This window comes from Rothia sp. HMSC072E10 (assembly GCF_001813965.1).
Taxonomy (GTDB): Bacteria; Actinomycetota; Actinomycetes; order Actinomycetales; family Micrococcaceae; genus Rothia; species Rothia mucilaginosa_A.
Map to the genome: position 1 here is coordinate 279,783 of NZ_KV814486.1, position 26,364 is coordinate 306,146.

The following is a 26,364-nucleotide window of genomic DNA, read 5'->3' on the forward strand; positions in this document are numbered from 1 at the left end:
ACTATCTCATCTCGAAAAAATGCGGTGTATGGGCGCGGAGAAACTTACGCGCATCGTAAAATAAAAGGGTGACTGAACGACTTTTTGGAACCGACGGCGTACGCGGTCTGGCAAACGATGTAATTACCCCCGCCCTCGCTATGGAGCTCGCTCAGGCGGCCTCTATTGTGCTGGGTTTTGACACGGTAGAAGAGGGCGTACGTCCCCGTGCCGTGATTGCAAATGACTCCCGATCCTCTGCAGACTTTATCGTCTCTGCGATGAAGGCTGGCTTCGCTAGCGCAGGCGTTGACGTGCTGGATGCCGGTATCGTCCCCACCCCCGCAGCAGCCTACCTGGTGGCGCACACCGGTGCCGACTTCGGCGTGATGATTTCTGCATCGCATAATCCCGCAGCGGACAACGGCATTAAGTTCCTGGCCCGTGGCGGTCAGAAGCTGGAGGACTCCGTTGAGGACGCTATCGAGCGCGTCTACCGCGAGAAGGCCTTCCGCTACCCGACCGGTGGCGCTGTGGGCACCGTCAAGCCCCTGGAAAACGGTACCGAGGCCTACGTGAAGCACCTGGTCTCTACCCTCTCTGAGGACAAGCCCCTGGCCGGTCAGAAGATTGTTCTGGACTGCGCAAACGGTGCGGCCTACGCGGCATCTCCGGCTGCTTTTGAAGCACTGGGCGCCGAGGTCATTGTCCTGGCTGTTGATCCCGACGGTACCAACATCAACGACGGCGTGGGCTCCACCCACCCCGAGAAGCTGCAGGCAGCCGTGGTTGAGCACGGCGCGAACCTCGGTATTGCGCACGACGGCGACTCCGACCGCTGCCAGGCGGTGGACGAGAAGGGCAACCTGGTGGATGGCGACCAGATTATGGCAATCCTTGCCGTTGCCGCCAAGCGCGAAGGCAAGCTCGCCAAGGACACCCTGGTTGCAACCGTGATGAGTAGCCTGGGCCTGGAACTGTACCTGCGCGAGCACGGCATTAACCTTGAGCGCACCGCCGTGGGTGACCGCTACGTCCTCGAGTCGATGCGCGAGCACGGCTACAACCTGGGCGGCGAGCAGTCCGGCCACGTCATCATGAGCGACTACGCCACCACCGGTGACGGCGTGCTGACCGGTATTCAGCTGGCCGCAGAGGTGGCTTGTAGCGGCCAGACTCTTTCCGAGCTGGCAGCCCGCATGCAGCCCACCCCGCAGCGCCTGATCAACGTCAAGGGCGTTGACCGTGCGGCGGTCAAGACCAACGAGGCGCTCGCTACCGCTGTGAGCGAGGCTGAAGGCGTACTGGGTGAGAGCGGCCGCGTGTTGCTGCGTGCATCCGGCACTGAGCCTCTGGTTCGCGTGATGGTTGAGGCTGCAACCCAGGAGCAGGCTGATGAGGTTGCTCAGCAGCTGGCTGACGTTGTGGCTAAGGAACTGGCACTCTAAACGTATTCTCTTCCGGCGCGAAGACCGGAATGGAGGATAGAGAAGGGCTGGGAAGGTGTTACCTTCCCAGCCCTTCTTCGTTATCTTGGGTGGGCGTAGGGGATGAGGATACGGAAAACCCCCGTATCCACTGGGGATACGGGGGTTTGAAAGTTAGTGTTAGAGAGCAGAGAAATTACTTCTTTGCCAGAGCGTCACGAATCTCCTTCAGGAGGTCAAGCTCGGTCTCTTCCTTTTCAATAGCCTCGTCTTCAGCCTTCTTCTTAGCCAGCGCGAGTTCAGTCAGCTTCTGAGTGGGCACAACAACTGCGAAGTACACAGCAGCTGCAATCAGGATGAAGTTGACAATAGCGGTCAGGAACACGCCAACCTTGATCTGGCCGAAGACCAGGAAGTTGTCGAAGTTGGGGGAGCCAACCAGCATGGAGATAGCCGGCATCAGGACGGCCTGGACAAGCGAGGTCACCACAGCGGTGAAGGCGGTACCCATGATCAGACCAACTGCGAGGTCGATGACGTTACCGCGGATTACAAAATCTTTAAAACCCTTAAGCATGAGATATAGAATAGCGGCTAATCGATGTTTAAAATAACAATTTGTGGGAAAATTTTCGCCGTAAAGTATGTGTTTTTCTTCACATTGCAAGATTGAGGGGCTCAACCTTAAGGTTTGAGTCACACTAAATGGGGATAGAGGGCCCTGGAGGCTGCAAATAAGCCGTTTGGGAGTTTAAATATGTATCAAAAATACCGAATTAAAACCGGTTGATTTCTCCCTTTGAGCGGGAAAGTGGAAACTCAGTAGGTACCAAAAATGGAAGCATCTATGAGGCATAATCGGGGGCTGCGCCGGTTCCCAAGAACTCCTCCAAGGTGCCGGCGCCGGATACCGTGTATTGCGCGGCAAGGTCCTTCCCCAGGTAGCGGTAATGCCAGGGCTCAAAGAGGTAGCCCGTAATGGCCTGCTGACCCTTGGGGAAACGCAGGATAAACCCATAGTTCGGGGCGTTCTTCGCCAGCCAGCGTCCGGCCCGGGTGTCTTCGTAGCACTCCTCCAGGCGACATCCCTCGGGGGAAGAAAAATCGATGGCAAGGCCCGTCTGGTGCTCCGAATAACCGGGACGGGCCGAAAGCTGATCCGCCAACCGCTGGCCGTTGACCGAAACCCAGTGCTGATAGGTCTGTTGCTGCACCGCGTAGGAGCGGTACGCGCTCGAGACCGTGAAGGTGACGCCCTCGGCCTTGGCCGCATCCATCATGGTGCGCGCGGCCCGCGCGGCCTCTGTCCGCAATTGTTGCCCCTCGAAATCCACGAGGTCGTTCGGCTCCCAATCTATCTGGGCGAAGGGGCGCATCTTATTCACCAGGCAACGCAAAGACTCGGGCGATGACTCCACGCTCGGACGAGCAGCCGCCGGAGAGGCAGAAGTAGTCTGCGATTCTGACGGAGAACCGCTCGGCGTTGCGCTCGGAGAATCCGACAGCGTGGCGCTCTTGGTTGGGGTAGCGGAGCCTTCAGCAGGTGCAGAAGAGGCAAGGGGAGAAACGCTCGGCGACGAGGCAGGGGAAGAACCCGTAGAAGACGCAGAAGAGCCCTCGGAGCCCCGGGTGCCACAGGCGGCCAGCAGGGCCGCACCGGCAGACCCCAACGCCACGCTCAGAGCGGCGCGGCGGGTCATGATGCTGTGAAAAGGCGAAGAGTGGTGATGATGCGGGTGCGGTCCCACGGTAGCTCCTGAAGATAACTATTCGTACGTATTGTGTTAGGCGGGGTGGACTAATTCTTGCGCAAAAGAACCTGATCCACCGTATGCTCCGGACCTTTCTGAAGAATAAGGTGGGCGCGAGCGCGGGTGGGCAATATATTTTGTACGAGGTTTGGCTCGTTCACGCTTTTCCAAATACCCGTTGCTACCTCAACGGCCTGCTCATCATTAAGCTCGGCATATCGCTTGAAATAAGACTCGGGATTCGTAAAAGCGGAAGAACGCAAGGCCAGAAAACGGTCGACGTACCAACGCTCAATATCCTCGGTGCGCGCATCCACGTAAATGGAAAAATCAAAGAAATCGCTGAGGGTCAGATCGGAGGTTTCGGGGCCCTCCGCGTGCGAAGGAGCCAGGACATTCAGACCCTCGAGAATAAGGACATCCGGTGCCGTGACCTCAATAAGCTCATCGGGGATGATGTCGTAGTACAGATGCGAATACTTCGGTGCCGTGACACGCTCAGCGCCCGCCTTGACCCTAGAAACGAACTCCAGCAGGGCTCGACGGTCGTAGGACTCCGGGAAGCCCTTGCGGTGCATGATGCCGCGTCGCTGCAACTCCGCCTTGGGGTATAGAAATCCGTCCGTCGTCACCAGCTGGACGTTTGGAGTGGAGGGCCAGCGGCTCAAAAGCGCTTGTAGGATGCGTGCCGTGGTTGATTTTCCCACGGCGACCGAGCCCGCCACGCCGATAATAAACGGTACCCTGCGCTGGGACAGATGCAGAAAATCATTCGTCATGTGGTTTAGGGAAGACGCCGCGGTGACGTAGAGGTTCAGAAGACGTGAAATAGGCAGATAGATACGCCGAACCTCCTCGAGGTCAACTGTTTCGCCCAGGCCGCGCAGGGACTCAATCTCCTCTGCGCTGAGGGGAACGGAAATCTCATCGGCCAGGTGCGACCAGCGAGAGCGGTCGAGGCGCATAAAGCGGTCATCGCCGGAAAAATACGGTGCGGAGCTCATTTATACAAGTGTACGAACTTTGCGTCCACGGGGAAAATACAATCGGATAAAACCCGGCAAAAGAGAAGCGTAAAGAAATAAGGGAGGACGCAGCAAAAGAGAATAAAAGATGCGTTAGAAAAATGGCTCCCAGCGTGACGAATAACAGATTTTCACCCTGCGCGGATAACCTGGACCATGAGATAAACTTATAGCATGTGTGGAATCGTAGGATATGTAGGTCTGGGTTTTGACCCGGACAGTAACAAGTTTGACCACAACGCATACGACGTGGTCCTCGAAGGTCTGCGCCGCCAGGAATACCGCGGCTACGACTCTGCCGGCGTGGCACTGGTGTGCCCCGACGGTATCGAATTCCGTAAGAAGGCAGGCAAGCTCCTGAACCTCGAGAACGAGGTTAAGGAACACCCCCTGCCGGAATCCCAGATTGGTATCGGTCACACCCGTTGGGCAACCCACGGTGGACCCACCGACGTCAACGCTCACCCCCACGTTGTTGACAACGGCCGCCTCGCCGTCGTCCACAACGGTATTATCGAAAACTTTGCAGAACTGCGTGCTGAGCTGCTCGCCGAGGGCGTGGAGTTCACTTCTCAGACTGACACTGAGGTAGCCGCCGCAACTATCGCAAGCATCTACAACAAGCTCGGTACCGGTGACCTCACCGAGGCCGTGCGTATCGCCTCCAACCGCCTCGAGGGTGCCTTCACCATCCTGGCTATCCATGCCGACCACCCGGACCGTGTTGTGGCACCCCGCCGCAACTCTCCGCTGGTGATTGGCCTGGGCCGCAACGAGAACTTCCTCGGTTCGGACGTCTCCGCGTTCATCGACTACACCAAGGAAGCCGTGGAGATGGGTCAGGACCAGATCGTGACCATCACCGCAACCGACTACTCGATTATCGACTTCGAGGGCAATCCCGCAGAGGGTAAGCCCTTCCACATCGAGTGGGACGCAGCCGCAGCCGAAAAGGGCGGCTACAACTCCTTCATGGAGAAGGAAATCCACGAGCAGCCGACCGCCGTTGAGCAGACCCTCATGGGCCGCCTCGATGAGAATGGTAATCTGACCCTCGACGAGCTGAACATCGACGACTCGGTGCTGCGCTCGATTGACAAGATCATCGTGGTTGCTTGCGGTACCGCCGCATACGCGGGCCAGGTGGCACGCTACGCCATCGAACACTGGTGCCGTATCCCCACCGAGGTTGAGCTCGCCCACGAGTTCCGCTACCGCGACCCGATCGTGAACGAGAAGACCCTGATTGTGGCCCTCTCGCAGTCTGGCGAAACCATGGACACTCTGATGGCCGTGCGCCACGCACGCGAACAGGGCGCAAAGGTTATCTCCATCTGCAACACCCACGGTTCGACCCTGCCCCGCGAATCCGACGCCGCGCTGTACACCCACGCCGGCCCCGAAATCGCAGTGGCCTCGACCAAGGCGTTCCTGGCACAGATTACCGCAGCATACCTGCTCGGTCTGTACCTGGCACAGCTACGCGGCAACAAGTACAAGGACGAGATTGCTTCGATCCTCTCTGAGCTGCAGCAGATGCCCGAGAAGATTCAGAAGGTTATCGACAACGACGCCCCGGTTAAGGAACTGGGCGTCGAGATGAAGGATGCCTCCTCCGTCATCTTCCTCGGCCGCCACGTGGGCTTCCCCGTTGCTATGGAGGGCGCACTCAAGCTCAAGGAGATCACCTACATCCACGCTGAAGGCTTCGCCGCTGGCGAGCTCAAGCACGGCCCGATCGCTCTGATTGACGAGGGTCAGCCCGTGATTATTGTGGTTCCCTCCGCAAGCGGACGCGACTCCCTGCACGGTAAGGTCGTCTCCAACATCCAGGAGGTGCGCGCTCGCGGCGCCTTCACCATCGTCATTGCTGAAGAAGGCGACGAGGCAGTCAAGCCCTACGCAGACCGCCTCATCACCGTCCCGGCATGCCCCTCGCTGCTGCAGCCCCTGCTGGCCACCGTGCCCCTGCAGATCTTCGCATGCGCACTGGCTGAAGCTAAGGGCCTGGACGTTGACCAGCCGCGTAACCTCGCAAAGTCCGTGACCGTGGAGTAATCACACGGCTCGAACGCTGCTCGATTGGGCGGTGGTTGAGTTCCCTAGGGAACTCAACCACCGCCCTTTGCATTTATCCGAATGACGAGTACAAGACAACGCGCAGAGTAACCGAACAGGAACGTCAGGAGATTTGAAACGCGTCATATTTGACGCTTAGCCGCACAGAAGCGTGGAAGCTCGCTAGACTTAAAACAAGAGAAGCCGCAACGACCGCGGCCGTAGTACCCGCCAAGGGAAGGTGTACCTCATGATCATGGGAATCGGCGTAGATACCGTCAATATTGAGCGTTTCGAACGGATCATCACCGAAACGCCGGCCTTCGTACGCCGCATTTTCACCCCCAACGAGCGAAGCCGTAACGTGCGTTCCCAAGCTGTGCGATTCGCCGCCAAGGAAGCCGTCGCCAAGGTTCTCGGAGCGCCCGCCGGGCTCAACTGGCAGGACTGCGAGGTCGCCACCGCCGATAGCGGGCAGCCCTACCTCATTATTCGCGGTACTATCGCCGACCGCGCTCGAAAGCTCGGGATTAACCGCATCCACCTTTCACTCACCCACGATGAGCCCATGGCTATTGCCATCGCTACCGCAGAGTATCTGAGCGACGCCGAGCTGGAGCACCTGCGGAAGTTCAACCCCGAAAGCTACCGGCTCAGCGTCATCACCGAAACCTCCGCTGACGAGGGGTAGAAGAGGATTCTTCGCGCCATCGTTTAGCCGCAGGTCCCACCCGCCGCGCCCCGCGGCACCCCGGTCCATCCGCCGCCACTAAGGAGACAGCAATGAAGCTTATCTACACCGCATCCCAGATTCGCGAAGCGGAAAAGCCCTACATCGAGGCACCCGACTACGATGGCTACCTCATGCAGCGTGCCGCCGACGCGGTCGCTACCGAAGCCATTGGCCTGCTCGATGGCCGACAGGGAGCCTCCGTACTCCTGCTCGTTGGCCCGGGCAACAACGGATCTGACACCGTTTACGCCGGCGCTCGGCTGAGCGCTAACGGGCACCGTGTGGACGCCGTGGTCTTCGAACCCAGCGAAAAGAACCTAGAGCTTATCGCCCGTGAGGGCGGCGAAGGCACGCGGGTGCTCGACCCCGCCAAAGCCCTGGAACAGGTGAAGGAATACGACCTCATCATTGACGGCATCCTCGGAACTGGCTCGAGCGGGGCCGTGCGAGGAGAAGCGGGGGAGTTCCTGCGTACCCTGTGCGCAACCCAGAAGAAGGGCCGCCTCGGCCGAGTGCTTGCCGTTGACACCCCCTCTGGTATCGACAACAACCGAGGGACCGTTCACGAACCCGTTCTGCGCGCTGACCGCACCGTCACCTTCATCGGCCGTAAGCTACCGCTCGGAACCGTTCACAGCGAGCACGCTGGCGACGTTAAGCTCTACACCCTGGGTGTGCCGGAAGCCCTCAACCGCTTCAAGCCCGCCATGCGCGTCATGGAACGACAAGACTTCCGCGATACCCTCGAGGTCCCCAATGCCCACTCTCATAAGTACACCCGCGGGGTGCTCGGTATGCTCACCGGAAGCCTCGAGTACCCGGGGGCGGCTCTGATGAGCGTGCGCGCCGCGCTCAATTGCGGCGTGGGTATGGTACGTTTTGGCACGAACTCCCACGAGCTACGCCAGCTCATGATTGCCCACAACCCCGAGGCCGTCTACTTCTCCGGAACCCCCGCAGTGCAGCGGGTGACCGTATGGGCCGGTGGCTCCGGATCCGGCCACGACTCGCTGGATAAGAACCGCTACCTACTGCACGCGCCGGAGCCGGCCATCCTGGATGCCGGTGCCTGCGACCTGGCCGCTGAATACCTGGCCACCGGTAAGCGCCTCGGACCCCACAAGATTCTGACCCCGCACGCCGGCGAGCTTGAACGCTTCCTGCGCATCGTGCACGAGGTCGCTCCCAGCGATTGGGAAGCTCATCTGGGGGATGCCATCGTGCCCAGCCGCCGCGATATCGACGCTGAACCCTTCCGCTGGGCGCGTGCCGCCTCCGAGCTCTCCGGCGCAACCGTCATGCTCAAGGGCGGATACACGATTATCGCGGCCCCCAACGGCGCCACCTACAGCGTGGCCGGCGGAACCCCCTGGCTGGCCACCGCCGGTAGCGGAGATACCCTAACCGGTATCTACGGCGCTCTGCTGGCCCAAACCATTGCAGTGCTCAACGCCGGCGACGAGCCCATCGAGGTGTGCACCTACTCCGCAGTGGGCGCCCTCGCCGTCTACCTGCACGGTCAGGCCGCCCGAGCCAGCGTCACCGGAAATACCGCAGACCCCCTGGATGGGCCTGCACCCGCCACTCGAGTGGCTCAGATGTTGCCGGAGGTAATCGCACGACTCCTCGCGGATTAGGGAAAGAATCTCCCGCGCGGCCCACTGCCTAAACGATTGAGGCTTTCAATCGCAGCATGAATACGGCGGCAGATAAACGTAGAAGGGGCGTGAACCCAACGGGTTCACGCCCCTTCTACGCATTTACGTATCGGCGTGCGATGCTCGAGATGCCTGTGCCGGGACAACCTCTCTAGAGCGGCATACACATCGGTGGGAAAAACCCACGGCGTATCTTAGTACGCGCCCTCCTTCGCAAAGACCGCACGAACGGTGCGCAGGAGAATGATGAAGTCGCCGGTCAGCGACCAGTTCTCAACGTAGTAGAGGTCCAGGCGAACCGACTCTTCCCAAGAGAGGTCGCTACGACCCGACACCTGCCACAGGCCCGTAATACCGGGCTTCACCAGCAGGCGACGGTACGCAATGTCCTCGTACTGCTCGACCTCTTCCACCAGCGGCGGGCGGGGGCCCACCAGCGACATATCGCCGATGAACACGTTCCACAGCTGGGGCAGCTCGTCAATCGAGTACTTGCGGATGAACTTACCAATAGGGGTAATACGCGGGTCATCCTTCATCTTGAAGAGCACGCCGTTACCCTCGTTCTGCGCCATGAGACGCTTCTTAACCTCTTCCGCATCGGTGCGCATGGAACGGAACTTCACCATCTTGAACAGCTCACCGTTCAGACCCACACGACTCTGCAGGAAGAAGACCGGGCCACCATCACGCTTAACCAGCAGAGCAACCACCAGGAACAGCGGGGACAGCAGAATCAGACCCAGGCCCGAAGCAATGACGTCCACGGAGCGCTTGAAGAAGGCCGACAAGCCGGTGATGCGCGGGGTCGACACGTGCACCAGCGGCAGGCCGTTCAGCGGCTGCATGTGCATACGGGGGCCGGCGATATCGGTCGTAGCGGGAGCCATAATCAGTGAGATGTGGGCGTCCGCGAGCTTCCAACCCAGCAGGCGAACCTGATCCGGGCTCAAGTGGTGACCATTCGTAACAGCAACCATGTGAATATCGTTCTCGCGGATAGCATCCATAATATCGGCCGGGGAGGTGCTGTAACCGAGCACCGGAATCGGAGCGCCGGCCACGGTGGTGCCGGGGGTAAAACCGGGCAGATAGAACGCAGCGGGGGACAGGCCGGAAGCGATCACGCCCTCCAGGTTCTTGTACAGGTGCTGACCGGTCGTCACATCAGAAATAATCATGACGCGAGTGAGCGCACGACCGCGGGTACGCGAACGCACCAGACCCTGACGAATCAGCCAACGCTCGATGAGCAGGAGGAGAAGGCCCAGCGGGTAAGCAATCAGCAAGTACATGCGGGTGACGTCAACCTTGAGGAAGAACGCCAGAATAATAAGCCCGCAGAAGAAGTAGGTAGTGCCGCGAGTGATGAGGCGGTATTCCTCGGTGCCGAAACCCATGATGCGCAGGCTACGAGAGCCATTGAGCTGGAGGATAATCCACCAGCCGAGAATCATGCCGACGCCCAGGAAAATGTAATCCAGAGCGGGCACTCGGCCGTCCAGAACGTTAATGGGCCAGACATTCACGTAGGGCAGGTCTGCGTTTTCTAGGCCGAAGCGAATAAGGTGGGCAGCGAGAACCGCCAGGGTGATGGATGCAAAATCACCCAGGTAGAGGGCACGCTGAACCTTCGGGTGCCAGCTTCGTTTAACAACGAAGTCTGCACCCCACATTTTTTTGAGACGATCTTGTACTTTCAACGGTGTAATCTTCCCCGGAAATTTGTCCTGTGCTGCGGACAGAGAGCGGCGAATAGGCACATTTACCCCTAAATATCGGTGCAAGGAGCCGTATTCTTATCTTTGTCTGTTGAATGAGTGAACAGTAACCGTGCTGAGTAAACAATGGCAGGGATTACGGTAAAGGCGCTGGTGAGGCGCCTAATGGAGCGTTATATCGAGCCAGAAGCACAATAACGTGTTCCGTAAACTATTCTACGGGTTTATGGGTCTTCCGTCCCGAAGAACGATAGCGATATCTGTCGCCTATAGTGATGAAATCAATCACAGAGGGCGAAAGATGTATAAGCTTTCTCGACTAGGAGATAACTAAATGATGGGCGCTATATTTGGCACCCGCGTGCATCTTTCCTAGGGGATTCTCAGAACAGCGTAAAAGCCCGTCCGCGGTAGGTCGAGTACGAGGAACAGCGACAACAAACGATACCCCGGACCTTGCGAGGCGGGAACCTGCGAATCCGGGGTATCGAGTTACACACGGCAACCCGACCAGCGGGGTAAACCATGACGAAAACGGCGAGAACCTACTAGGGGCGCTCGAGGCCCACGCGGTCCAGGATGAAATCAATCATCGGCTCGTAACGGCGCGGCGGGACGTTATCGTCCATCGGCACGCACACCGGCAGATCCCCCTGCTCCGCGGCCACGAACAAGCCCGGATCGTTACAATCGGCGATACCAATCGTCAGCAGCTTGCGAGTCGACGAGGCGTAGCCGGCCATGCCGTGATCGGAAACCACCAGGTCGGGGACCACGCCGCGGGCCTGCAACTGGTCCAGGGCGATGCGCATCGGGCCGGGGAAGTGCGTGTGCTGCAGGTTGCCGTATTGCTCAAACATCACGACGTCCATAATCTGGCGGACATCGCCGTCCAGGAAACGCTCGCCCTCTTCAATCTGAAGGACCTCGGCACCCGCGGCACGGGCCGCCGCGGCCAGCACCGCATAAATTGGGAAGAGGCCCGCCGGGTGACCGGTCGCAAACAGGATACGGGAGCCGGAGCGCACCGCCTCACCGAAGATACGGGCGTACTCCTCCAGGGCGCTGATGCACTGCTCCGCACCGATCGTGTCCTGGCCGTGTGTGTGGGAGCGGTCGGGGTTCAGACCGGCGCGGCGAACCATCACCTCAAACACAGAGTCGTAGTCCCAATCGCGGGTCCACTGCACGCCAAACTCGAGGTGCTCGTTGCCGTCAAGGAAACCCTGAATATGGTCCAGGTTGTTTTCGCGGGGGGTTGCCACCTCGCCGGTAATGCGGGCGGAGTCCAGGTAAGCGGCGAATTCATCGCGGCTCATGGAGAAGGACATGAAAGCTCCTTTGGGGAATTGGTGGAAGTAGAAAAGTCGAGGGTGATGTAAGCTTCGCGAAGCGGCTATGTTTCAGTGGGCCGAGGCACCGGCACAGCGGTCTCGTAGACGTCCAGAGTCTTGCGGGCCGTGGATTCCCAGCTCATCGAACGGGCGCGGGCCGCCGCGTTCGCCCCCAGGGAGTGGCGCAGGTACGGGGCGCGCACGAGGCGTTCGATAGCCACCGCCCAGCGTTCGGCAGTGCGGGGCGCCACAAGCAGACCCGTACGGTGGTTTTCCACGGCAAAACGCAGGCCGTCAACGTCGGAGGCGAGGACCGCCGCACCGCAGGCCTGCGCCTCCAGAGCGACCAGGCCAAAGGTCTCAGACGAGGAAGGGCAGGCCACGATGTCGGCGCTGCGGAAGATGCGGGCGAGCTCCTCCGGCGGTACCGGATCTTTCAGTCGAACCCAATCGGCGAGGCCGAGCTCGGCGGCGCGGTCCAGAAGACGCTGCTCGTAGTCCGACTCGGAACGGCCAATAATATCGAGCTCCACCTGGATGTCCCGGGGGAGCAGGGCGAGCGCCTCCACGAGCAGGTGCGGCCCCTTCAACGGCTGGGGTCGGCCGGCAAACACGATGCGGCACCGGGTCTCGGAGGTGTCGTGATCGGGGTGAACGCCGGGGAGCGGGCGGAAGATGTCGGTATCAACTCCCGGGGTGATAATGCTGATTCGCCCGGAGAGGCTGGGGTGGCTTTGCGCCAGTTCCTCGGCCTCCAGCGGGGTGTTCACAATGTACCCGTCCACGAAGGCCGGTAGCCGGTTCTCGATGCTGTGGCGAATACGCGGTTCGGCGGGCTCGCCCGGGCCGCGCCGCGCATCCTTGGCGGCCGCGGTGGTGTGCGGGGTGAAGAAAATTGCGACGGCCCTGGCCGAGAGGCGATGCTCGCCGGAACCATCGGAGCTACCGGAGTCGTCGGCTCCGTCGGGAACCCGCCCGGGAAAGAGCCTGCGGCTCCACGCGCCCTCTGCCTGCACCGCAGCCCAGCCGGAGAGCCAATAGTGCGCGTGAACCACATCGGGAACATTCATGGCCTGGGTGACGCAGGATTGGGCGAAGTCCTCCAGGTATTCGGCAAGGTCATTCTTTGTCGCTTCGCGCGCCGCGGGAACGTCAATGTAGTGACGTACCAGGCGCGAACCCCACTCGGGGTCCTCGACATGCGCCCGTTCGGGAGCCTGCGGGGTGCGGTTCAGCGTAAAAACCTCGACCTTCAGCTGAGGATTGATGGTGAGCATGGCCCGCACGGACTGCGCGATGTAGACGTTCATGCCGCCCGCATCCCCGCTACCGGGCTGTGCAAAGGGGTCGGTGTGCATAGAGTACACGTGAACCGTTCGGATTGCCTCGGGGCTACTCATCGACGCTTTCCTCTCTATAGCACAGCGCAAAGACCTACCCGCCTAGTGTATCGCGACAGGACTTTCGCACGTCGGGAGGTCTAGAATTTAGTACAGACTAGCCGCCTCACGGCGGCCCACGAAAGAACCCACCACGAGAAAGACCTCGACGGACATGACCCACCCCTCCGAGCAACAGGCCGCACCGCTGTACTGCCCGCCCTGCACCCCCGAGCGTGAGGAACGCACCGCGTACATTGACCTCGACGCCATCGAGCACAACGTGCGCCGCCTCAAGGAGCTGATTGGCCCCCGCGTGCTCATCGCCATCGTCAAGGCGGACGCCTACGGCCACGGTGCCTACCCGGTGGCTCGTTCCGCTCTGGCCGCCGGCGCCGACATGCTCGGTCTCGTGCACGTCAACGAGGCCCTGGAGCTGCGTGCCGACGGTATCGAAGCCCCCCTCATCGCCTGGCTGCACACCCCCTCCACCGACTTTGACGCGGCCCTGCGCGAGGGCGTTCGCCTGGGCGTCTCCGGCTGGGACCTGGAGGCGGTTGCCGCCGCCGCCGAACGCACCGGAGAGCGCGCCATCGTGCATCTGGCGGCCGATACCGGCCTGGGCCGCAACGGCGCCACGGTCGAAGAGTGGCCGGCCCTCGTGGCCCGCGCCGCCCAGCTGGAACGCGAGGGCCTGGTCCGCGTGGAGGGAATCTTCAGCCACCTGGCCGTGGCCGACGAACCCCTCCGCTCCGAAACCGCGGAGCAGCTGAAGGTTCTGGAGGGCTTCGTCGCCCGGGCGAAGGATGCGGGTTTGACTCCCGAGCTCGTGCACCTGGCCAACTCTCCCGCAACCCTGACCGCCGCCCTGGACGGCTGGCAGGCCGACGAGAGCCTGCTCGTCGACGGCGTGCGTTGCGGCCTGGCCCTCTACGGTCTTTCCCCGCTTCCCGAGGCGACCTCCGCGGACCTGGGGCTTGAACCGGCCATGACGGTGAGCAGCTACATCGCCAACGTGAAGGAAGTTCCCGCAGGTCAGGGCGTTTCCTACGGGCTGCGCTACCACACCGAGAAGCCCACGACCCTGGCTCTGGTGCCCCTCGGCTACGCCGACGGCGTGCCCCGCATCGCGGAGAACGCGCCGGTGCGCATCTACCCCGGCGCACAGGACGAAGCGGCCGGGCGTATCCCCGCGGGACCGGAGGGTAAGAACTACCGAGTGGTGGGTCGCATCGCCATGGACCAGATGGTTGTCGACCTGGGCGAGGCGGGCCTGAGCGACCCCGCTCTGGGCTACCTGGGAGCCCCGGTGGTTCTCTTCGGAGCCGGCGAGAACCCTCCCGTCGAGGAATGGGCCGAGGCCGCGCAGACCATTAACTACGAAATCGTGACCCGCATTTCGTACCGCGTGCCCCGCGTGTACGTGGGCGGCTCCTGGGTGGAGGCCGAACTCGACGGGCTCTGGGGCACCGAGACCGCCGAGACCGCAAACGAAGAGCGCGAGGGGTAAAGATGTCTGAGTATGTCTCCGCCGCCCTCGACCTGGACGTGACCGGGCCCGAGCACACGCGCCGCCTGGCGCTCGCCCTGGCGGAATACCTCAAGGCCGGGGACGTGCTCCTACTCTCCGGTGAGCTCGGCGCGGGCAAGACCACGTTCACCCGCTCCCTGGGGGAGGGGCTGGGCGTGCGCGAAGGCGTTATCTCCCCGACCTTCGTGCTCTCCCGCGTGCACCCGAACCTGCCGGAGGGCCCCCGGCCCGGCGGACCCGACCTGGTGCACGTGGACGCCTACCGCCTCTCCAGCGCCGAGGAGCTCGACGACCTGGACCTGGAGTTCTCCCTGCCGCGCTCGGTGACCGTCATCGAGTGGGGTCGCGGCAAGGCCGAGCACCTGAGCGATTCCCGCCTAGAGCTGGACTTTACCCGCCTGACCGGTGCCGATGCGCGCTTTGCCTACTCGGAGGAATTCAGCTGGGACGACGAAGATGAGAGCGTAGCCGAGGACGGCTCGGATGGTGAGGACCTCGAGGCGGATGTGCCCGAGCCTCGCCTGCTGCGCGTGCGCGCCTTCGGCCCCCGCTGGGAGGGTACCTTCGAGGAGCTCGCCGACCAGCTCCGCGAGGCGTAGCCCCCCGCACAGATATGGCGGGCGGCCCGCTGAGGGATAAGCCTCCCGGAGCCCCTCGGGTACCGCGTATCGCTCCCGGCGCACCGCCGGGGGCCTCGGCGGGTGCGCGTTAGAATGGGAGGGTGCTAGTACTTGCCCTTGATTCATCCGCCACCGCATCCGTGGCGCTCGCCCGCGTGCACGGCTCCGAAGCCGGTGCTTCCTTTGATATTCTGGCCCGCTTCGAGAGCGAAGATACCCGCTCCCATGCCGAAGTCATGGCCCCCTTCACCCGCGCCGCCCTGCAGGAGGCCGGCGTGCGCGGCGAGGAGCTGGACGCGATCCTGACCGGTACCGGCCCGGGCCCCTTCACCGGCTTGCGCGCCGGTATTGTCACCGCGCGCGCCCTGGGATTTGCTTGGTCCGTGCCCGTGTACGGCATGATGAGTCTGACCGCTCTGGCCGAGCGTGCCTATCAAGAACGGGTATTCGCTCAGGGCGGGGAAGCCGGCGAGGCGGAAGGCGCTGAGCTGCTGGTCGCCTCCGATGCGCGCCGCCGCGAGGTCTACTCCGCACGCTACCGCGTCAACACCGAGGGCTACAGCCTGGTGGACGGGCCGACCGTGAGCCCCGCCTCCGAAATTCTGCCCGGTGAGGGCCCCTCCTACGCCTACGGCTACGGTGCCGGCCTGTACGCCGAAACCCTGCGCGAATTGGGCTGGGATCTTGTGGAAGCGGGGGAGGGAATCCACCCCCACGCCGAGTACCTGCTGGCTGCCGCGGCACGACGGGGCCTTAACGCCCTGAGCCTCGACACCTCAGCCCTGTACCTGCGTGACTCCGATGCGAAGATCCCCGCCGCGATGCTGGCCCGCCAGCAGAAGCAGGCCGCACGTGCTACCGCACAAACTGTCGGGCAGAGGGAGGGCTAAATGAGCGCAGCCGAGAACTCCACTGAGAACTCTGAAAACATCGTGCGGGACGGTCTGGCCATAGGTGCTCGCCTGCGCGTGGCTGAGCTGCCCGATGTGCAGGCCATGCATGCCATGGAGACCACCCTATTCCCCGCTGACGCCTGGCACATCGACATGTTCCTTGCGGAAATCACCCACCCGACCCGCACGTACTACCTGCTGGAGATCCCCGCGAAGAACGCGGCGGGCGATGACCCGGATGCCGTTACCGAACGGTACTTCACCGATGGGGAAGATACCTGGCTCGCTATCGGCTATTGCGGCACCATGGTGGTCGCCGATACCGCTGACGTGCAGACCATCGGTGTGCTTCCCGAGTACGAGGGGCACGGCTTCGGCCGGGCCATGCTCGAGCAGATGCACGCGAGAGCCCGCGAGCTGGGGGCCGAGCGCATCCTGCTGGAGGTGCGTGCCGACAACCCGCGCGCCCAGCGCCTCTACGAACGTAACGGCTACCGCCAGATTCACGTGCGCCGCCGCTACTACGATGACGGGACCGACGCCATTATCATGGAATGTGCGTTCTAGATAGCACGGTATTCCCCCTCATTCCTCAGCCATTTTCTTCACCACAGCATTACTACGCGCGGCCGACGTGAGGCCGCGCGACAGAAAGACGAACTATGAGCACTCGCGAACCCCTCGTGTTGGGCATTGAATCCTCCTGCGACGAGACCGGAATCGGCATTGTGCGCGGCGCGCAGCTGCTGAGCAACACCATTTCCTCCTCGATGGAGGAGCACGTGCGCTTCGGCGGCGTGATTCCTGAGATCGCCTCTCGCGCCCACCTGGATGCGATGATTCCCGCCCTCAAGGCGGCACTCGCCGAAGCGGACATTACCCTCGACGAGGTGGACGCCATCGCCGTGACCGCGGGTCCCGGTCTGGCCGGTGCCCTCATGGTGGGTGTTTCCGCGGCAAAGGCGCTCGCCATCGCCACCGGCAAGCCCCTCTACGGCATTAACCACCTGGTCGCGCACGTTGGCGTTGGCCTGCTCGAGGACAACGGCACCGAGGACGGCTCCGACCTGCTGGCCAACGCCGGCTCGGGCGGCCTGGGCGCGCTTCTGGTTTCTGGTGGTCACACCGAAATCCTGCAGGTGCGCGACATTACCTCCGATGTGCGCCTGCTCGGCGCAACCCTGGATGACGCCGCCGGCGAGGCCTACGACAAGGTCGCCCGACTGCTCGGCCTGGACTACCCGGGCGGCCCCGCGATTGACCGCGCCGCCGCCGAGGGCAACCGCAACGCCTTCGTGTTCCCGCGCGGCCTGTCGAACCGCAAATTCATGGGCACCGCCGAGAACCCCGGGGAGCATCGCTACGACTTCTCCTTCTCGGGCCTGAAGACCGCCGTGGCGCGCGTGATTGAGAGCTTCGAAGCCGCCGGTGAAGAGGTCCCGGTTGCTGATATCGCCGCCTCCTTCCAAGAAGCGGTCGTGGACGTCATCACCAAGAAGGCGATGCTCGCCTGCCGCGAGCAGGGCATGAAGACCCTGCTACTCGGCGGTGGCGTGGCGGCAAACTCGCGTCTGCGCGAGCTGCTGGCCGCCCGATGCGCCTCCGAGGGTGTGCGCCTAATCATTCCGAAGTTCACCCTGTGCACCGACAACGGCGCGATGGTTGCCGCCCTGGGCGCCCGCCTGGTTGCCGCGGGCCGCGAGCCTTCGGGCGTGGACTTCACGACGGACTCCTCGCTGCCGGTGACCACCGTCTGCTTCTAAACTGCCTGCTTCTAAAAAAGCTCGTAGAAATGCCTCGGCACAGTCTCATGATGACTGCGCCGAGGCATTTTACGTATCTAAGTTTTCTTCCCGCGAGGGGTTAGCGCAGCGCTCGCGCACGAGACTGCGCGGCAACGTCTAGTGCCACCTCACGCATCGAGCCGGTGCGCTCGAACACTGCACGCTGGCGGTCGGCTCCCGTACCTTCTGCAAGGATGCGGCGCACCTGTGCCAGCTCCACCTCGCAGTCCAGATCGCGGGCCACCGGCTCCAGCTCGGGCAGCAGCAGTTCAAAGTCCTCGCGCAAGGTGCGCTGCTCCGGCGCGTTGGAAACCACGATCTTTGCGTCCAGGCCGTAGCGGGCCACGCGCCACTTATTCTCCTGCGCGTGCCAGGGGGCGAGCACCTCGGGCTTGTCGCCAGCCTCAATGCGGCGGGAGAAGTACTCTACCAGGCACTGGGTGAACGCCACAACCGCGGCAACATCCGGCAGGGAGGCCAGGCCGTCGCAATAGCGCATCTCGATGGTGCCGTAGCGCGGAACCGGGCGCACATCCCAGCGGTCCTCACTCGGGTCGTTAATCACGTCGGTCGCCACCAGTGAATCCAGGTACTCGTTGTACTGCTCCCAGGTGTCGAAGTGGAAGGGCAGGCCGTTGGTCGGCAGCTGCTGGTAGAGCTGGGTGCGGTGCGAGGCGTAACCGGTGTCGATGCCCTCCCAGTATGGGGAGGAGCAGGAGAGCGCCAGCAGGTGCGGCCCGTAGTTGGTGAGCGCGTCAACGAGCGGCAGAACCTTATCGCGAGAATCCACACCCACGTGCACGTGCACGCCGTAGATGACCATGTGGCGGCCCCAATACTGGGCGCGCTCCACGACGCGCCGATAGCGTTCTTTGGCCACGACGGGCTGCTCGGACCAGCGGGAGAACGGGTGCGTGCCCGCCGGGTAGAACTCGATACCCAGCCCGTCGGTAATCTCGCGAATGGTGTCGGTCAACTCCTGCAGCTGGCGGCAGGCCTGCGCCACGGTCGTGCAGACGCCGGTGATGACCTCGATGGTGTTCTCCAGGAATTCCCCGGTCACGTGTGCCCGGTCGGAGGCGGGCTCCAACAGTTCGGGGCGGCGCTCGCGCAGGATGCCGAGCACCTCGGCGGCGCGCTGGGTCAGTTCGCCGCTTTCACGGTCGATGAGTGCAATCTCCCATTCCACGCCGAGGGTGGACTGAGGGGAGGAAGCAAAGTCGATCATAGGACCTTTCCTGCGTCTGGAAATAGTGTCGTGCACAGTGCCGACTACGGAAGCGGATATCGGTGGGCTCTGCCCGTTCGGGCGCCGGCCGGTGAGAACCGGCCCGGCGGGAAGCACCGTTGTCGGGCACCGTATCTAGTGTACGGTCTGACGGTGCTCAACGCCCTGTCGAACGCAGAATCCGGAACCGGTACCGTAACGAATCGTCACGAAGTGTAACCCTCACCGCCCGAAGGCCCGGAGGTTGGGCGCACGGGGCTGGGGTGCCCAAGGCCGGAGGAGGTTAGACCGGACGCACGTGCCAGCCGACGCGGCGCGAGTCCCTGCCCGCGCCGATGCGCGTGAAGAGCAGCGTTGCCGGGCGGTACGAGGACTCCTGCGCATCACCAGAAGAATCAGCGTTCTTTTTCTGCTTCTTCTTGGCGGGCTTAGAACCCGCCGAACCCAGCAGACGCGCACGTAGCTGTTCCGGCACAATATCCACGCCGCGCTTCTTAATCGTCAGCGCGGTAAAACCCTGCTCGCGCACCCACCGCTTCAACTGCTTCTCCTGCAGGGGAATCTCCTCCAACACCTCGTAGCAGGCGACCAGCGGATGCTCCACCGGTTCGGCAGAACGCAGGTAGGCCAGGTGCTCGTCCAGTAGCTGCGCGCCAATGCTCTGCGCAAACTCCGCCACCAGGTGCGAGCGCACAATCACCGGGGCGGGCTCCAGCAGGTACTCACCCGGCCGCGGCAGGGACACCGGAACCTCCACGCTCCGCTCAGCCTCAGCTGCCGTGAGGGCGCTGCGGAAGCTGACCGCCTCGTAGGGCGGCAATAGGTCGGCAACCTCGCCGGCCGCCTCGGTCGCGGGCGATGCCGTGTCGGCCGACAGCTCGCGCACCGAGGTTGCTGTGCGGGCCACGCCCTCCTGGGCCAGCGCGTTAAACCAGAGGACGAGCTCGGCGAGGGAACCCTCCGACTGGATCCACTCCGCCTCAACGCGCGGGGCGGGGTTCTCCTCCGAGGCGATGTCCTCGGGGGAGGGGATACCCTCATGCGGAAAACCGGGTCCCAGCTTCACACCCATCGGCATGCCGGTGCGCGCCAGGCCCAGTACGAACGAGAACGGGGGCGAGAACGCCTCCGGGTCGAAGAGGCGTTCCGTCTGCGCCTTCTTGGCCCCTCGTAGCTCGCGGCGGGCCGGGTCCAACCACAGAATGGCGGGGGAGGCGCCCGCGCCGTCGGTGAGGGGAGCCTCCGAGCCTGCACCGCTGGCGGGGCCGTAGGCGGTGACATCGCCCGAGTACACGCGTGCCCGCGGGCAGAATGCCAGGTTTGCCGCGGCGAATGAGGCGGTCAGCGGATCGAGCTCCACCGCCACGGCGGAACCGCGAGCCGCGGCGTAGACGGCGGTATCCGAGCCGATACCGCATCCCAGGTCGGCCACGAGTCCTGGAACCCGCGCGAGGCGGTCGGCGCGGTAGTGCGCAATCACCGGGCGGGTGGCCTGCTCGGAGGCCTCCTGCGTGAGCATGAGCGTGCGGGCGCGCTCGCCGAACTTGGCGCGCGCACGGGTGCGAGCCTGCGCCAGGGAGATGATGGCAGAGGAGTCCTCGGGGCTGAACCCGCGTGAACGCAGGGAGGTGACGGCGCCGAGGGTGTCGGAGCCCAGTGGGTAGAGCTCATCGGCCGCCGCGAGCGCGTTGTCGCTGAGGGGCAGCGGAGGAGCGGGAGAAAAACCGAGCGGGTATTCTTCTGTAGGAAGAGCTCCGGGGGATGCGTTAGGGGTGTGGGGCATGTCCCCATTTTACGGGCCTCCGCCCGGGGAGTTGTGCCCCCTGCCGGAGCCCGCCCGCCGGGCCGCCCTAGACCCGGTGCCGACCCCTGTTCGCCTTGCGGTGAAACGCTCCGGCGGAGGGCGGGTTTTCTTGACCGAAAGCACCGGTGAAACTAGAGTTGAGGTAGCACTCGAGGCGGCCTTCTGGCGCATCACCGCGCCGCCGTCTCGCACCAAACGTTAATCCACAATCCGGAGGAACCGATTATGGCCATCAAGCCGCTGGAAGACCGCGTCGTTATCAAGATCGAACAGGCTGAGCAGACCACCGCATCCGGTCTGGTCATCCCCGAGACTGCGAAGGAAAAGCCGCAGGAAGCACGCGTTGTCGCCGTTGGCCCCGGCCGCGTGGATGAGAAGGGCAACCGCATCCCCGTTGACATCAAGGAAGGCGACGTTGTCGTGTTCTCCCGCTACGGTGGCACCGAGGTCAAGTACCAGGGCGAGGAGTACCTGATTCTCTCCGCACGCGACGTTCTGGCAATCGTCGACTAATCACTTCGAATACTCATGCGCCGTACCGTTCACCCGGTGCGGCGCATGAGCTATCATCTGCCCCCTCATTTTCTTTCTGTGACGCACTAGGAGTAGCGAACACATGGCTAAGCAGCTTGAATTCAACGATGCCGCCCGCAAGTCCCTGCAGGCCGGCGTCGATAAGCTGGCAAACGCGGTCAAGGTAACCCTTGGCCCGCGCGGGCGCAATGTTGTGCTCGATAAGCAGTGGGGTGCGCCCGTCATCACCAACGACGGCGTGTCCATTGCCCGCGAGATTGAACTGGACGACCCGTACGAGAACCTGGGCGCCCAGCTGGCGAAGGAAGTCGCCACCAAGACCAACGACGTAGCCGGTGACGGCACCACCACCGCAACCGTGCTCGCACAGGCACTGGTCAACGAGGGTCTGCGCAATGTCACCAGCGGTGCGGCTCCCGCCGACGTCAAGCGCGGCATCGAGGCGGCCGTGGAGGCTGTCTCCGCACGCCTGCTCGAGAACGCACGTCCCGTGCAGGGTCCCGAGGTGGCGCACGTCGCCGCTATCTCCGCCCAGTCCGAGCAGATTGGTGAGTTGCTGGCTCGCGCCTTCGAGAAGGTCGGCCAGGACGGCGTTATCACCATCGAGGACGGCTCCTCCACCGAAATTGAGCTGGAAATTACCGAGGGCATGCAGTTCGACAAGGGCTACCTCTCGCCCTCCTTCGTCACCGACGCTGAGCGCGGCGAAGCAGTGCTGGAGAACAGCCTCGTGCTGCTCTACCAGGGCAAGATTTCCACCATCGCAGAGATCATGCCCGTGCTCGAGAAGATCGTTCAGGCGAAGAAGCCGCTGACCATCATCGCAGAAGACGTTGACGGTGAGGCGCTCTCCGCCCTGGTCGTGAACAAGCTGCGCGGCACCATCAACGTGGTTGCTCTGAAGGCCCCCGGTTTCGGCGACCGCCGTAAGGCAATCATGCAGGACCTGGCAATTCTGACCGGCGGCACCGTCGTGACCGGCGAGCTCGGTATTGACCTGCCGCAGGTCACCCTGGAGCACCTGGGTTCGGCACGCCGCGTGACCGTGACCAAGTCCCACACCACCATCGTGGACGGCGGCGGCGACCCCGAGGCCATCGAGGACCGTGTGCAGCAGCTGCGCCGCGAAATCGAGCGCGTGGACTCCGAATGGGATCGCGAGAAGCTCAAGGAGCGCCTGGCTAAGCTGGCCGGCGGCGTGGGCGTCATCAAGGTCGGCGCCGCAACCGAGGTTGAGGCGAAGGAACGCAAGCACCGCATCGAGGATGCTGTCTCCTCCACCCGTGCAGCTCTGGAAGAGGGCATCGTCTCCGGTGGCGGTTCCGCGCTGGTCCACGCGCTGAAGGCGCTGGACGGCCTGGAGCTGGATAACCACGACGCAAACGTGGGCGTGCAGATCGTTCGCCGCGCCCTGGTCCAGCCGCTGCGCTGGATTGCGGAGAACGCCGGCGAGGACGGCTACGTCATCGTTTCCAAGGTCTCCGAGCTGCCCGTGGGTCACGGCTTCAACGCCAAGACCGGCGAGTACGGCGACCTGATTGAGGCCGGCGTGATTGACCCGGTGAAGGTGACCCGTTCGGCCCTGCAGAACGCCTCCTCCATCGCGGCTCTGGTGCTGACCACCGAGACCCTGGTGGTTGAGAAGCCCGAAGAAACTGAAGAAGACTAAATAGTGTGTGTGCCCGGTACTGCCCCCTGAACTGGAGGCGGTACCGGGCACTAGCTATCCCCTCAACGCCGCAGCATCGGGGTCTTCGCGTGCAAGAACCCCGTGCCCACCGCCATTCTTCGGGCGGCTCGGTATCTTCCGAGCGAAGAAACCCTAAGCGGCTTATCATAGAAGGTAGACTGTCCGTTTCCGCACCCTCCCCGGAGCATCCGGCGGACGCGCCCGCTCAGAACCCGCGTGGGCCTCCGCCCGGTACTCGCGCCGGGGGAGTGGGGTACATACCGCGACACCGTATAAAGCGCTTCCCCACGGCAAAATCGCACCGGCGAAGCACACCATCCGAAAGGTAGACAATGACCATCCCCACCGCTCTGTCCGAGGATCCCTTCGGCTTCACCGGCCTGACCTACGATGACGTGCTGCTGCTGCCCGGCAACACCGACGTCATTCCTTCCGAGGCTGACACCTCCACTCGCCTGTCCAAGCGCATTAACCTGAACATCCCCATCATTTCTGCGGCAATGGACACCGTGACCGATTCCGCTATGGCCATCGCCATGGCGCGCCTGGGTGGTCTCGGCGTGATTCACCGTAACCTTTCCATCGAGGACCAGGCCGCACACGTGGACCGCGTGAAGCGTTCCGAATCCGGCATGATTATCAACCCCGTGACCATCGGCGCGGACGCCACCATCGCCGAGTACGACGAGGTGTGCGGTTACTACCGCGTCTCCGGCCTGCCCGTCGTGAGCGAAGAGGGCGTGCTGGAAGGCATCATCACCAACCGCGATATCCGCTACATGTCTCGCGGCGACTTCGAGAACATCCGCGTTCGCGACATCATGACCCCCATGCCGCTGGTGACCGCCCGCCCCGGCGTTTCCAAGGACGAGGCTTTCGCCCTGCTCTCCCACAACAAGATTGAGCGTCTGCCCCTCGTGGACGAGGCAGGCAAGCTGGCCGGTCTGATCACCCTCAAGGACTTCGTGAAGACCGAGCAGTACCCCCGCGCCACCAAGGACGAGGACGGCCGCCTGCGCGCAGGTGCCGCTATCGGCTTCTTCGGTGACGGCTACGAGCGCGCCATGACCCTGGTCGAGGCCGGCGTGGACGCCCTCTTCGTGGATACCGCAAACGGCCACTCCCAGGGCGTGCTGGACATGATTGCCCGCCTGAAGAAGGACCCCGCCGCCGCACACGTGGACGTTATCGGCGGTCAGGCCGCAACCCGCCAGGGTGCTCAGGCCATCATTGACGCCGGCGCCGACGCCGTGAAGGTTGGCGTGGGCCCCGGCTCCATCTGCACCACCCGCATCATTGCGGGCGTGGGCGTGCCCCAGGTGACCGCGGTCAACGAGGCCGCTAAGGCAGCTATCCCCGCCGGTGTTCCCGTGATTGCCGACGGCGGTATGCAGTACTCCGGTGAGATTGGCAAGGCCCTGGTGGCCGGCGCTGACTCCGTGATGCTCGGCTCCCTGCTGGCCGGCACCACCGAATCCCCCGGCGACCTGATTCTCGTGAACGGCAAGCAGTTCAAGGCGTACCGCGGCATGGGTTCGCTGGGCGCTATGCAGACCCGCGGCCGTCACAAGTCCTTCTCGAAAGACCGTTACTTCCAGGCCGACGTATCCAGCGAGGAGAAGCTGATTCCCGAGGGCATCGAGGGTCAGGTTCCCTTCCGCGGCCCGCTCTCCGCCGTGATTCACCAGCTCGAAGGTGGCCTGCGCCAGACCATGTTCTACGTCGGTTCGCGCACCATCGAAGAGCTCAAGAACAAGGGACAGTTCGTGCGCATCACCCCCGCGGGCCTGAAGGAATCGCACCCGCACGACATCACGATGACCGTTGAGGCACCGAACTACCGTCGCTAAGACGCATCACCAACGATGATTCGCCGCACGGCGTGCACACCGTGCGCCGTTGAGCCCGTCCCGTACCCTCCCGGGTGCCGGGGCGGGCATCGGTGCGAATAACGCCCGGCGGCACCCCTCAAACCGAATTCGAAAGGATTCACCTATGTCTGAAATTCAGATTGGCCTCTCCAAGAGCGCCCGCCCCACCTACTCCCTGGACGATGTGGCGCTGGTACCCACCCGCCGTACCCGCGATCGCCGCGATGTCGACACCTCCTGGCAGATTGACGCCTTCAAGTTCGACACCCCGATTATTGGTGCGCCCATGGACTCGGTCATGTCCCCGGCGACCGCTATTGCCCTGGGCAAGCTGGGCGGTCTGGGTGTGCTGAACCTCGAGGGCCTGTGGACCCGCTACGAGGACCCGCAGCCGCTGCTCGACGAGATTGTTGAGCTGCCCGAGGCGGACCCCGCCTCCGCAACCACCCGCATGCAGCAGATTTACTCCGAGCCGATCAAGCCGGAGCTGATTACCGCACGCCTGGAAGAGATCCGCGATTCCGGCGTGGTGGTTGCCGGTTCGCTGAGCCCGCAGAATACTCAGGAGCACTACGAGACCGTGGTGAAGGCCGGCGTTGAGCTGTTCGTCATCCGCGGTGCATCCGTCTCTGCCGAGCACCTTTCGACCTCGCACGAGCCGCTGAACCTGAAGAAGTTCATCTACGAGCTGGATGTTCCCGTCATCGTTGGTGGCGTGGCCGGTTATTCGCAGGCTAAGCACCTGATGCGCACCGGTGCCGCCGGTGTGCTGGTGGGCTTCGGAGGCGGTTCCGCTCAGACCACCCGCCAGGGCCTGGGTATTTCCGCACCGATGGCAACCGCCATCGCCGACGTGGCGGCGGCACGTTCGGACTACCTGGACGAGTCCGGCGGCCGCTACGTGCACGTGATTGCTGACGGCTCCCTGGGCCGCTCCGGCGATATGGTGAAGGCGCTCGCGCTGGGTGCTGACGCCGTGATGCTGGGTGCTCCGCTGGCTCGCGCCTCCGAGGCGCCGGGCCAGGGCTGGTACTGGGGCAACGAGGCGCACTCGCTGGACTTCCCGCGCGGCGTGCGCACCCCGCTGGGCGTCGTCGGCACGCTGGAGGAGGTCCTGTACGGTCCTTCGCACCACGTGAACGGCACCAGCAACATTGTCGGTGCGCTCAAGCGCGCGATGGCTAACTGCGGCTACCTGGAGTTGAAGAAGTTCCAGAAGGCCGAACTGACCGTGGTCCCTTCCTACCGCGGCTAATGTAGCGTCATGAATCACCGCTCGGCGGCTACGGGGCTATCCCCGCGGCCGCCGGGCGGTGCCTTCTATCTGCAGCGTAAAAAGAACGG

21 protein-coding genes are annotated in these 26,364 nt (G+C 63.1%); 13 read left to right on the forward strand and 8 right to left on the reverse strand.

All coding sequences use genetic code 11. The features are described from left to right. Nucleotides 1–68: 68 nt before the first annotated feature. The gene (gene glmM / locus HMPREF2944_RS02840; RefSeq protein ID WP_070680223.1) at nt 69–1,427 is read left to right on the forward strand and encodes a phosphoglucosamine mutase; all 1,359 of its coding nucleotides are present in this window, start codon (nt 69–71) and stop codon (nt 1,425–1,427) included. A gap of 175 nt (nt 1,428–1,602) precedes the next feature. Here glmM and mscL read toward each other — a convergent pair whose 3' ends face one another. The 3 genes from mscL to coaA all read right to left on the reverse strand — a co-directional run bounded on the left by mscL (nt 1,603) and on the right by coaA (nt 4,161). After that, complete coding sequence (gene mscL, locus HMPREF2944_RS02845; RefSeq protein ID WP_049327571.1) at nt 1,603–1,983, reverse strand: large conductance mechanosensitive channel protein MscL; 381 nt, start codon at nt 1,981–1,983, stop codon at nt 1,603–1,605. 268 nt (nt 1,984–2,251) lie between these two features. After that, complete coding sequence (locus HMPREF2944_RS02850; RefSeq protein WP_070680226.1) at nt 2,252–3,154, reverse strand: M15 family metallopeptidase; 903 nt, start codon at nt 3,152–3,154, stop codon at nt 2,252–2,254. A gap of 50 nt (nt 3,155–3,204) precedes the next feature. Next, a complete protein-coding gene (gene coaA, locus HMPREF2944_RS02855) occupies nt 3,205–4,161 on the reverse strand; it encodes a type I pantothenate kinase (protein ID WP_070680229.1) in 957 nt (318 codons plus the stop codon). 195 nt (nt 4,162–4,356) lie between these two features. Between coaA and glmS the strand changes: the two genes are divergently transcribed. The 3 genes from glmS to HMPREF2944_RS02870 all read left to right on the forward strand — a co-directional run bounded on the left by glmS (nt 4,357) and on the right by HMPREF2944_RS02870 (nt 8,610). Then, on the forward strand, nt 4,357–6,240 hold the full coding sequence (gene glmS, locus HMPREF2944_RS02860) for a glutamine--fructose-6-phosphate transaminase (isomerizing) (RefSeq protein ID WP_070680232.1): 1,884 nt from the start codon (nt 4,357–4,359) through the stop codon (nt 6,238–6,240). A gap of 250 nt (nt 6,241–6,490) precedes the next feature. After that, nucleotides 6,491–6,931 (forward strand): holo-ACP synthase, encoded by a 441-nt coding sequence (locus tag HMPREF2944_RS02865; RefSeq protein WP_070680235.1) that lies wholly within the window; start codon nt 6,491–6,493, stop codon nt 6,929–6,931. 92 nt (nt 6,932–7,023) lie between these two features. Next, a complete protein-coding gene (locus HMPREF2944_RS02870) occupies nt 7,024–8,610 on the forward strand; it encodes a bifunctional ADP-dependent NAD(P)H-hydrate dehydratase/NAD(P)H-hydrate epimerase (protein ID WP_070483663.1) in 1,587 nt (528 codons plus the stop codon). A gap of 215 nt (nt 8,611–8,825) precedes the next feature. Here HMPREF2944_RS02870 and HMPREF2944_RS02875 read toward each other — a convergent pair whose 3' ends face one another. The 3 genes from HMPREF2944_RS02875 to HMPREF2944_RS02885 form a co-directional block, all read right to left on the reverse strand. Continuing rightward, nucleotides 8,826–10,307, reverse strand: coding sequence for a sugar transferase (locus tag HMPREF2944_RS02875; protein ID WP_070680238.1), 1,482 nt, complete (start codon nt 10,305–10,307; stop codon nt 8,826–8,828). A 593-nt stretch (nt 10,308–10,900) separates the two neighbouring features. Next, nucleotides 10,901–11,683, reverse strand: coding sequence for a phosphatase (locus HMPREF2944_RS02880; protein ID WP_070680241.1), 783 nt, complete (start codon nt 11,681–11,683; stop codon nt 10,901–10,903). Between the two features lie 65 nt (nt 11,684–11,748). Further along, nucleotides 11,749–13,086, reverse strand: coding sequence for a glycosyltransferase (locus HMPREF2944_RS02885; RefSeq protein ID WP_070680244.1), 1,338 nt, complete (start codon nt 13,084–13,086; stop codon nt 11,749–11,751). 154 nt (nt 13,087–13,240) lie between these two features. Between HMPREF2944_RS02885 and alr the strand changes: the two genes are divergently transcribed. From alr to tsaD, 5 genes are all read left to right on the forward strand, one after another. Further along, nucleotides 13,241–14,575 carry an alanine racemase gene (gene alr / locus HMPREF2944_RS02890; protein ID WP_049343378.1) on the forward strand — a complete coding sequence of 445 codons (1,335 nt, stop codon included), beginning with the start codon at nt 13,241–13,243 and terminating at the stop codon, nt 14,573–14,575. Between the two features lie 2 nt (nt 14,576–14,577). Beyond that, nucleotides 14,578–15,195 carry a tRNA (adenosine(37)-N6)-threonylcarbamoyltransferase complex ATPase subunit type 1 TsaE gene (tsaE, locus tag HMPREF2944_RS02895; protein WP_070680247.1) on the forward strand — a complete coding sequence of 206 codons (618 nt, stop codon included), beginning with the start codon at nt 14,578–14,580 and terminating at the stop codon, nt 15,193–15,195. 122 nt (nt 15,196–15,317) lie between these two features. Beyond that, nucleotides 15,318–16,106 carry a tRNA (adenosine(37)-N6)-threonylcarbamoyltransferase complex dimerization subunit type 1 TsaB gene (gene tsaB / locus HMPREF2944_RS02900; protein ID WP_070680250.1) on the forward strand — a complete coding sequence of 263 codons (789 nt, stop codon included), beginning with the start codon at nt 15,318–15,320 and terminating at the stop codon, nt 16,104–16,106. Continuing rightward, on the forward strand, nt 16,107–16,676 hold the full coding sequence (gene rimI, locus HMPREF2944_RS02905) for a ribosomal protein S18-alanine N-acetyltransferase (RefSeq protein WP_070680253.1): 570 nt from the start codon (nt 16,107–16,109) through the stop codon (nt 16,674–16,676). A 95-nt stretch (nt 16,677–16,771) separates the two neighbouring features. After that, complete coding sequence (gene tsaD / locus HMPREF2944_RS02910; RefSeq protein WP_070680256.1) at nt 16,772–17,872, forward strand: tRNA (adenosine(37)-N6)-threonylcarbamoyltransferase complex transferase subunit TsaD; 1,101 nt, start codon at nt 16,772–16,774, stop codon at nt 17,870–17,872. Nucleotides 17,873–17,972: 100 nt separating this feature from the next. On the opposite strand, the gene HMPREF2944_RS02915 is transcribed toward tsaD, so the two are convergent. Together HMPREF2944_RS02915 and HMPREF2944_RS02920 are read right to left on the reverse strand one after the other, a co-directional pair. Next, nucleotides 17,973–19,121 carry a glutamate--cysteine ligase gene (locus HMPREF2944_RS02915; RefSeq protein WP_070680259.1) on the reverse strand — a complete coding sequence of 383 codons (1,149 nt, stop codon included), beginning with the start codon at nt 19,119–19,121 and terminating at the stop codon, nt 17,973–17,975. A 283-nt stretch (nt 19,122–19,404) separates the two neighbouring features. Further along, a complete protein-coding gene (locus tag HMPREF2944_RS02920) occupies nt 19,405–20,904 on the reverse strand; it encodes a THUMP-like domain-containing protein (protein WP_070680263.1) in 1,500 nt (499 codons plus the stop codon). Nucleotides 20,905–21,150: 246 nt separating this feature from the next. Here HMPREF2944_RS02920 and groES point away from each other — a divergent pair, with 246 nt between their 5' ends. From groES to HMPREF2944_RS02940, 4 genes are all read left to right on the forward strand, one after another. Further along, the gene (gene groES, locus HMPREF2944_RS02925; protein WP_005505066.1) at nt 21,151–21,438 is read left to right on the forward strand and encodes a co-chaperone GroES; all 288 of its coding nucleotides are present in this window, start codon (nt 21,151–21,153) and stop codon (nt 21,436–21,438) included. Between the two features lie 103 nt (nt 21,439–21,541). Continuing rightward, complete coding sequence (groL, locus tag HMPREF2944_RS02930; protein ID WP_049331979.1) at nt 21,542–23,128, forward strand: chaperonin GroEL; 1,587 nt, start codon at nt 21,542–21,544, stop codon at nt 23,126–23,128. Nucleotides 23,129–23,481: 353 nt separating this feature from the next. Then, a complete protein-coding gene (gene guaB, locus HMPREF2944_RS02935; RefSeq protein WP_049331981.1) occupies nt 23,482–24,999 on the forward strand; it encodes an IMP dehydrogenase in 1,518 nt (505 codons plus the stop codon). A 145-nt stretch (nt 25,000–25,144) separates the two neighbouring features. Beyond that, the gene (locus HMPREF2944_RS02940) at nt 25,145–26,275 is read left to right on the forward strand and encodes a GuaB3 family IMP dehydrogenase-related protein (protein ID WP_070680266.1); all 1,131 of its coding nucleotides are present in this window, start codon (nt 25,145–25,147) and stop codon (nt 26,273–26,275) included. Nucleotides 26,276–26,364: the final 89 nt, after the last annotated feature.

Coding starts and splice junctions, on each gene's coding strand:
- mscL (WP_049327571.1), bottom strand. CDS start 1,983: ATGCTTAAGGGTTTTAAAGATTTTGTAATCCGCGGTAACGTCATCGAC.
- coaA (WP_070680229.1), bottom strand. CDS start 4,161: ATGAGCTCCGCACCGTATTTTTCCGGCGATGACCGCTTTATGCGCCTC.
- glmS (WP_070680232.1), top strand. CDS start 4,357: ATGTGTGGAATCGTAGGATATGTAGGTCTGGGTTTTGACCCGGACAGT.
- HMPREF2944_RS02865 (WP_070680235.1), top strand. CDS start 6,491: ATGATCATGGGAATCGGCGTAGATACCGTCAATATTGAGCGTTTCGAA.
- HMPREF2944_RS02870 (WP_070483663.1), top strand. CDS start 7,024: ATGAAGCTTATCTACACCGCATCCCAGATTCGCGAAGCGGAAAAGCCC.
- HMPREF2944_RS02875 (WP_070680238.1), bottom strand. CDS start 10,307: ATGTGGGGTGCAGACTTCGTTGTTAAACGAAGCTGGCACCCGAAGGTT.
- HMPREF2944_RS02880 (WP_070680241.1), bottom strand. CDS start 11,683: ATGTCCTTCTCCATGAGCCGCGATGAATTCGCCGCTTACCTGGACTCC.
- HMPREF2944_RS02885 (WP_070680244.1), bottom strand. CDS start 13,086: ATGAGTAGCCCCGAGGCAATCCGAACGGTTCACGTGTACTCTATGCAC.
- alr (WP_049343378.1), top strand. CDS start 13,241: ATGACCCACCCCTCCGAGCAACAGGCCGCACCGCTGTACTGCCCGCCC.
- tsaE (WP_070680247.1), top strand. CDS start 14,578: ATGTCTGAGTATGTCTCCGCCGCCCTCGACCTGGACGTGACCGGGCCC.
- rimI (WP_070680253.1), top strand. CDS start 16,107: ATGAGCGCAGCCGAGAACTCCACTGAGAACTCTGAAAACATCGTGCGG.
- tsaD (WP_070680256.1), top strand. CDS start 16,772: ATGAGCACTCGCGAACCCCTCGTGTTGGGCATTGAATCCTCCTGCGAC.
- HMPREF2944_RS02915 (WP_070680259.1), bottom strand. CDS start 19,121: ATGATCGACTTTGCTTCCTCCCCTCAGTCCACCCTCGGCGTGGAATGG.
- HMPREF2944_RS02920 (WP_070680263.1), bottom strand. CDS start 20,904: ATGCCCCACACCCCTAACGCATCCCCCGGAGCTCTTCCTACAGAAGAA.
- groES (WP_005505066.1), top strand. CDS start 21,151: ATGGCCATCAAGCCGCTGGAAGACCGCGTCGTTATCAAGATCGAACAG.
- groL (WP_049331979.1), top strand. CDS start 21,542: ATGGCTAAGCAGCTTGAATTCAACGATGCCGCCCGCAAGTCCCTGCAG.
- guaB (WP_049331981.1), top strand. CDS start 23,482: ATGACCATCCCCACCGCTCTGTCCGAGGATCCCTTCGGCTTCACCGGC.
- HMPREF2944_RS02940 (WP_070680266.1), top strand. CDS start 25,145: ATGTCTGAAATTCAGATTGGCCTCTCCAAGAGCGCCCGCCCCACCTAC.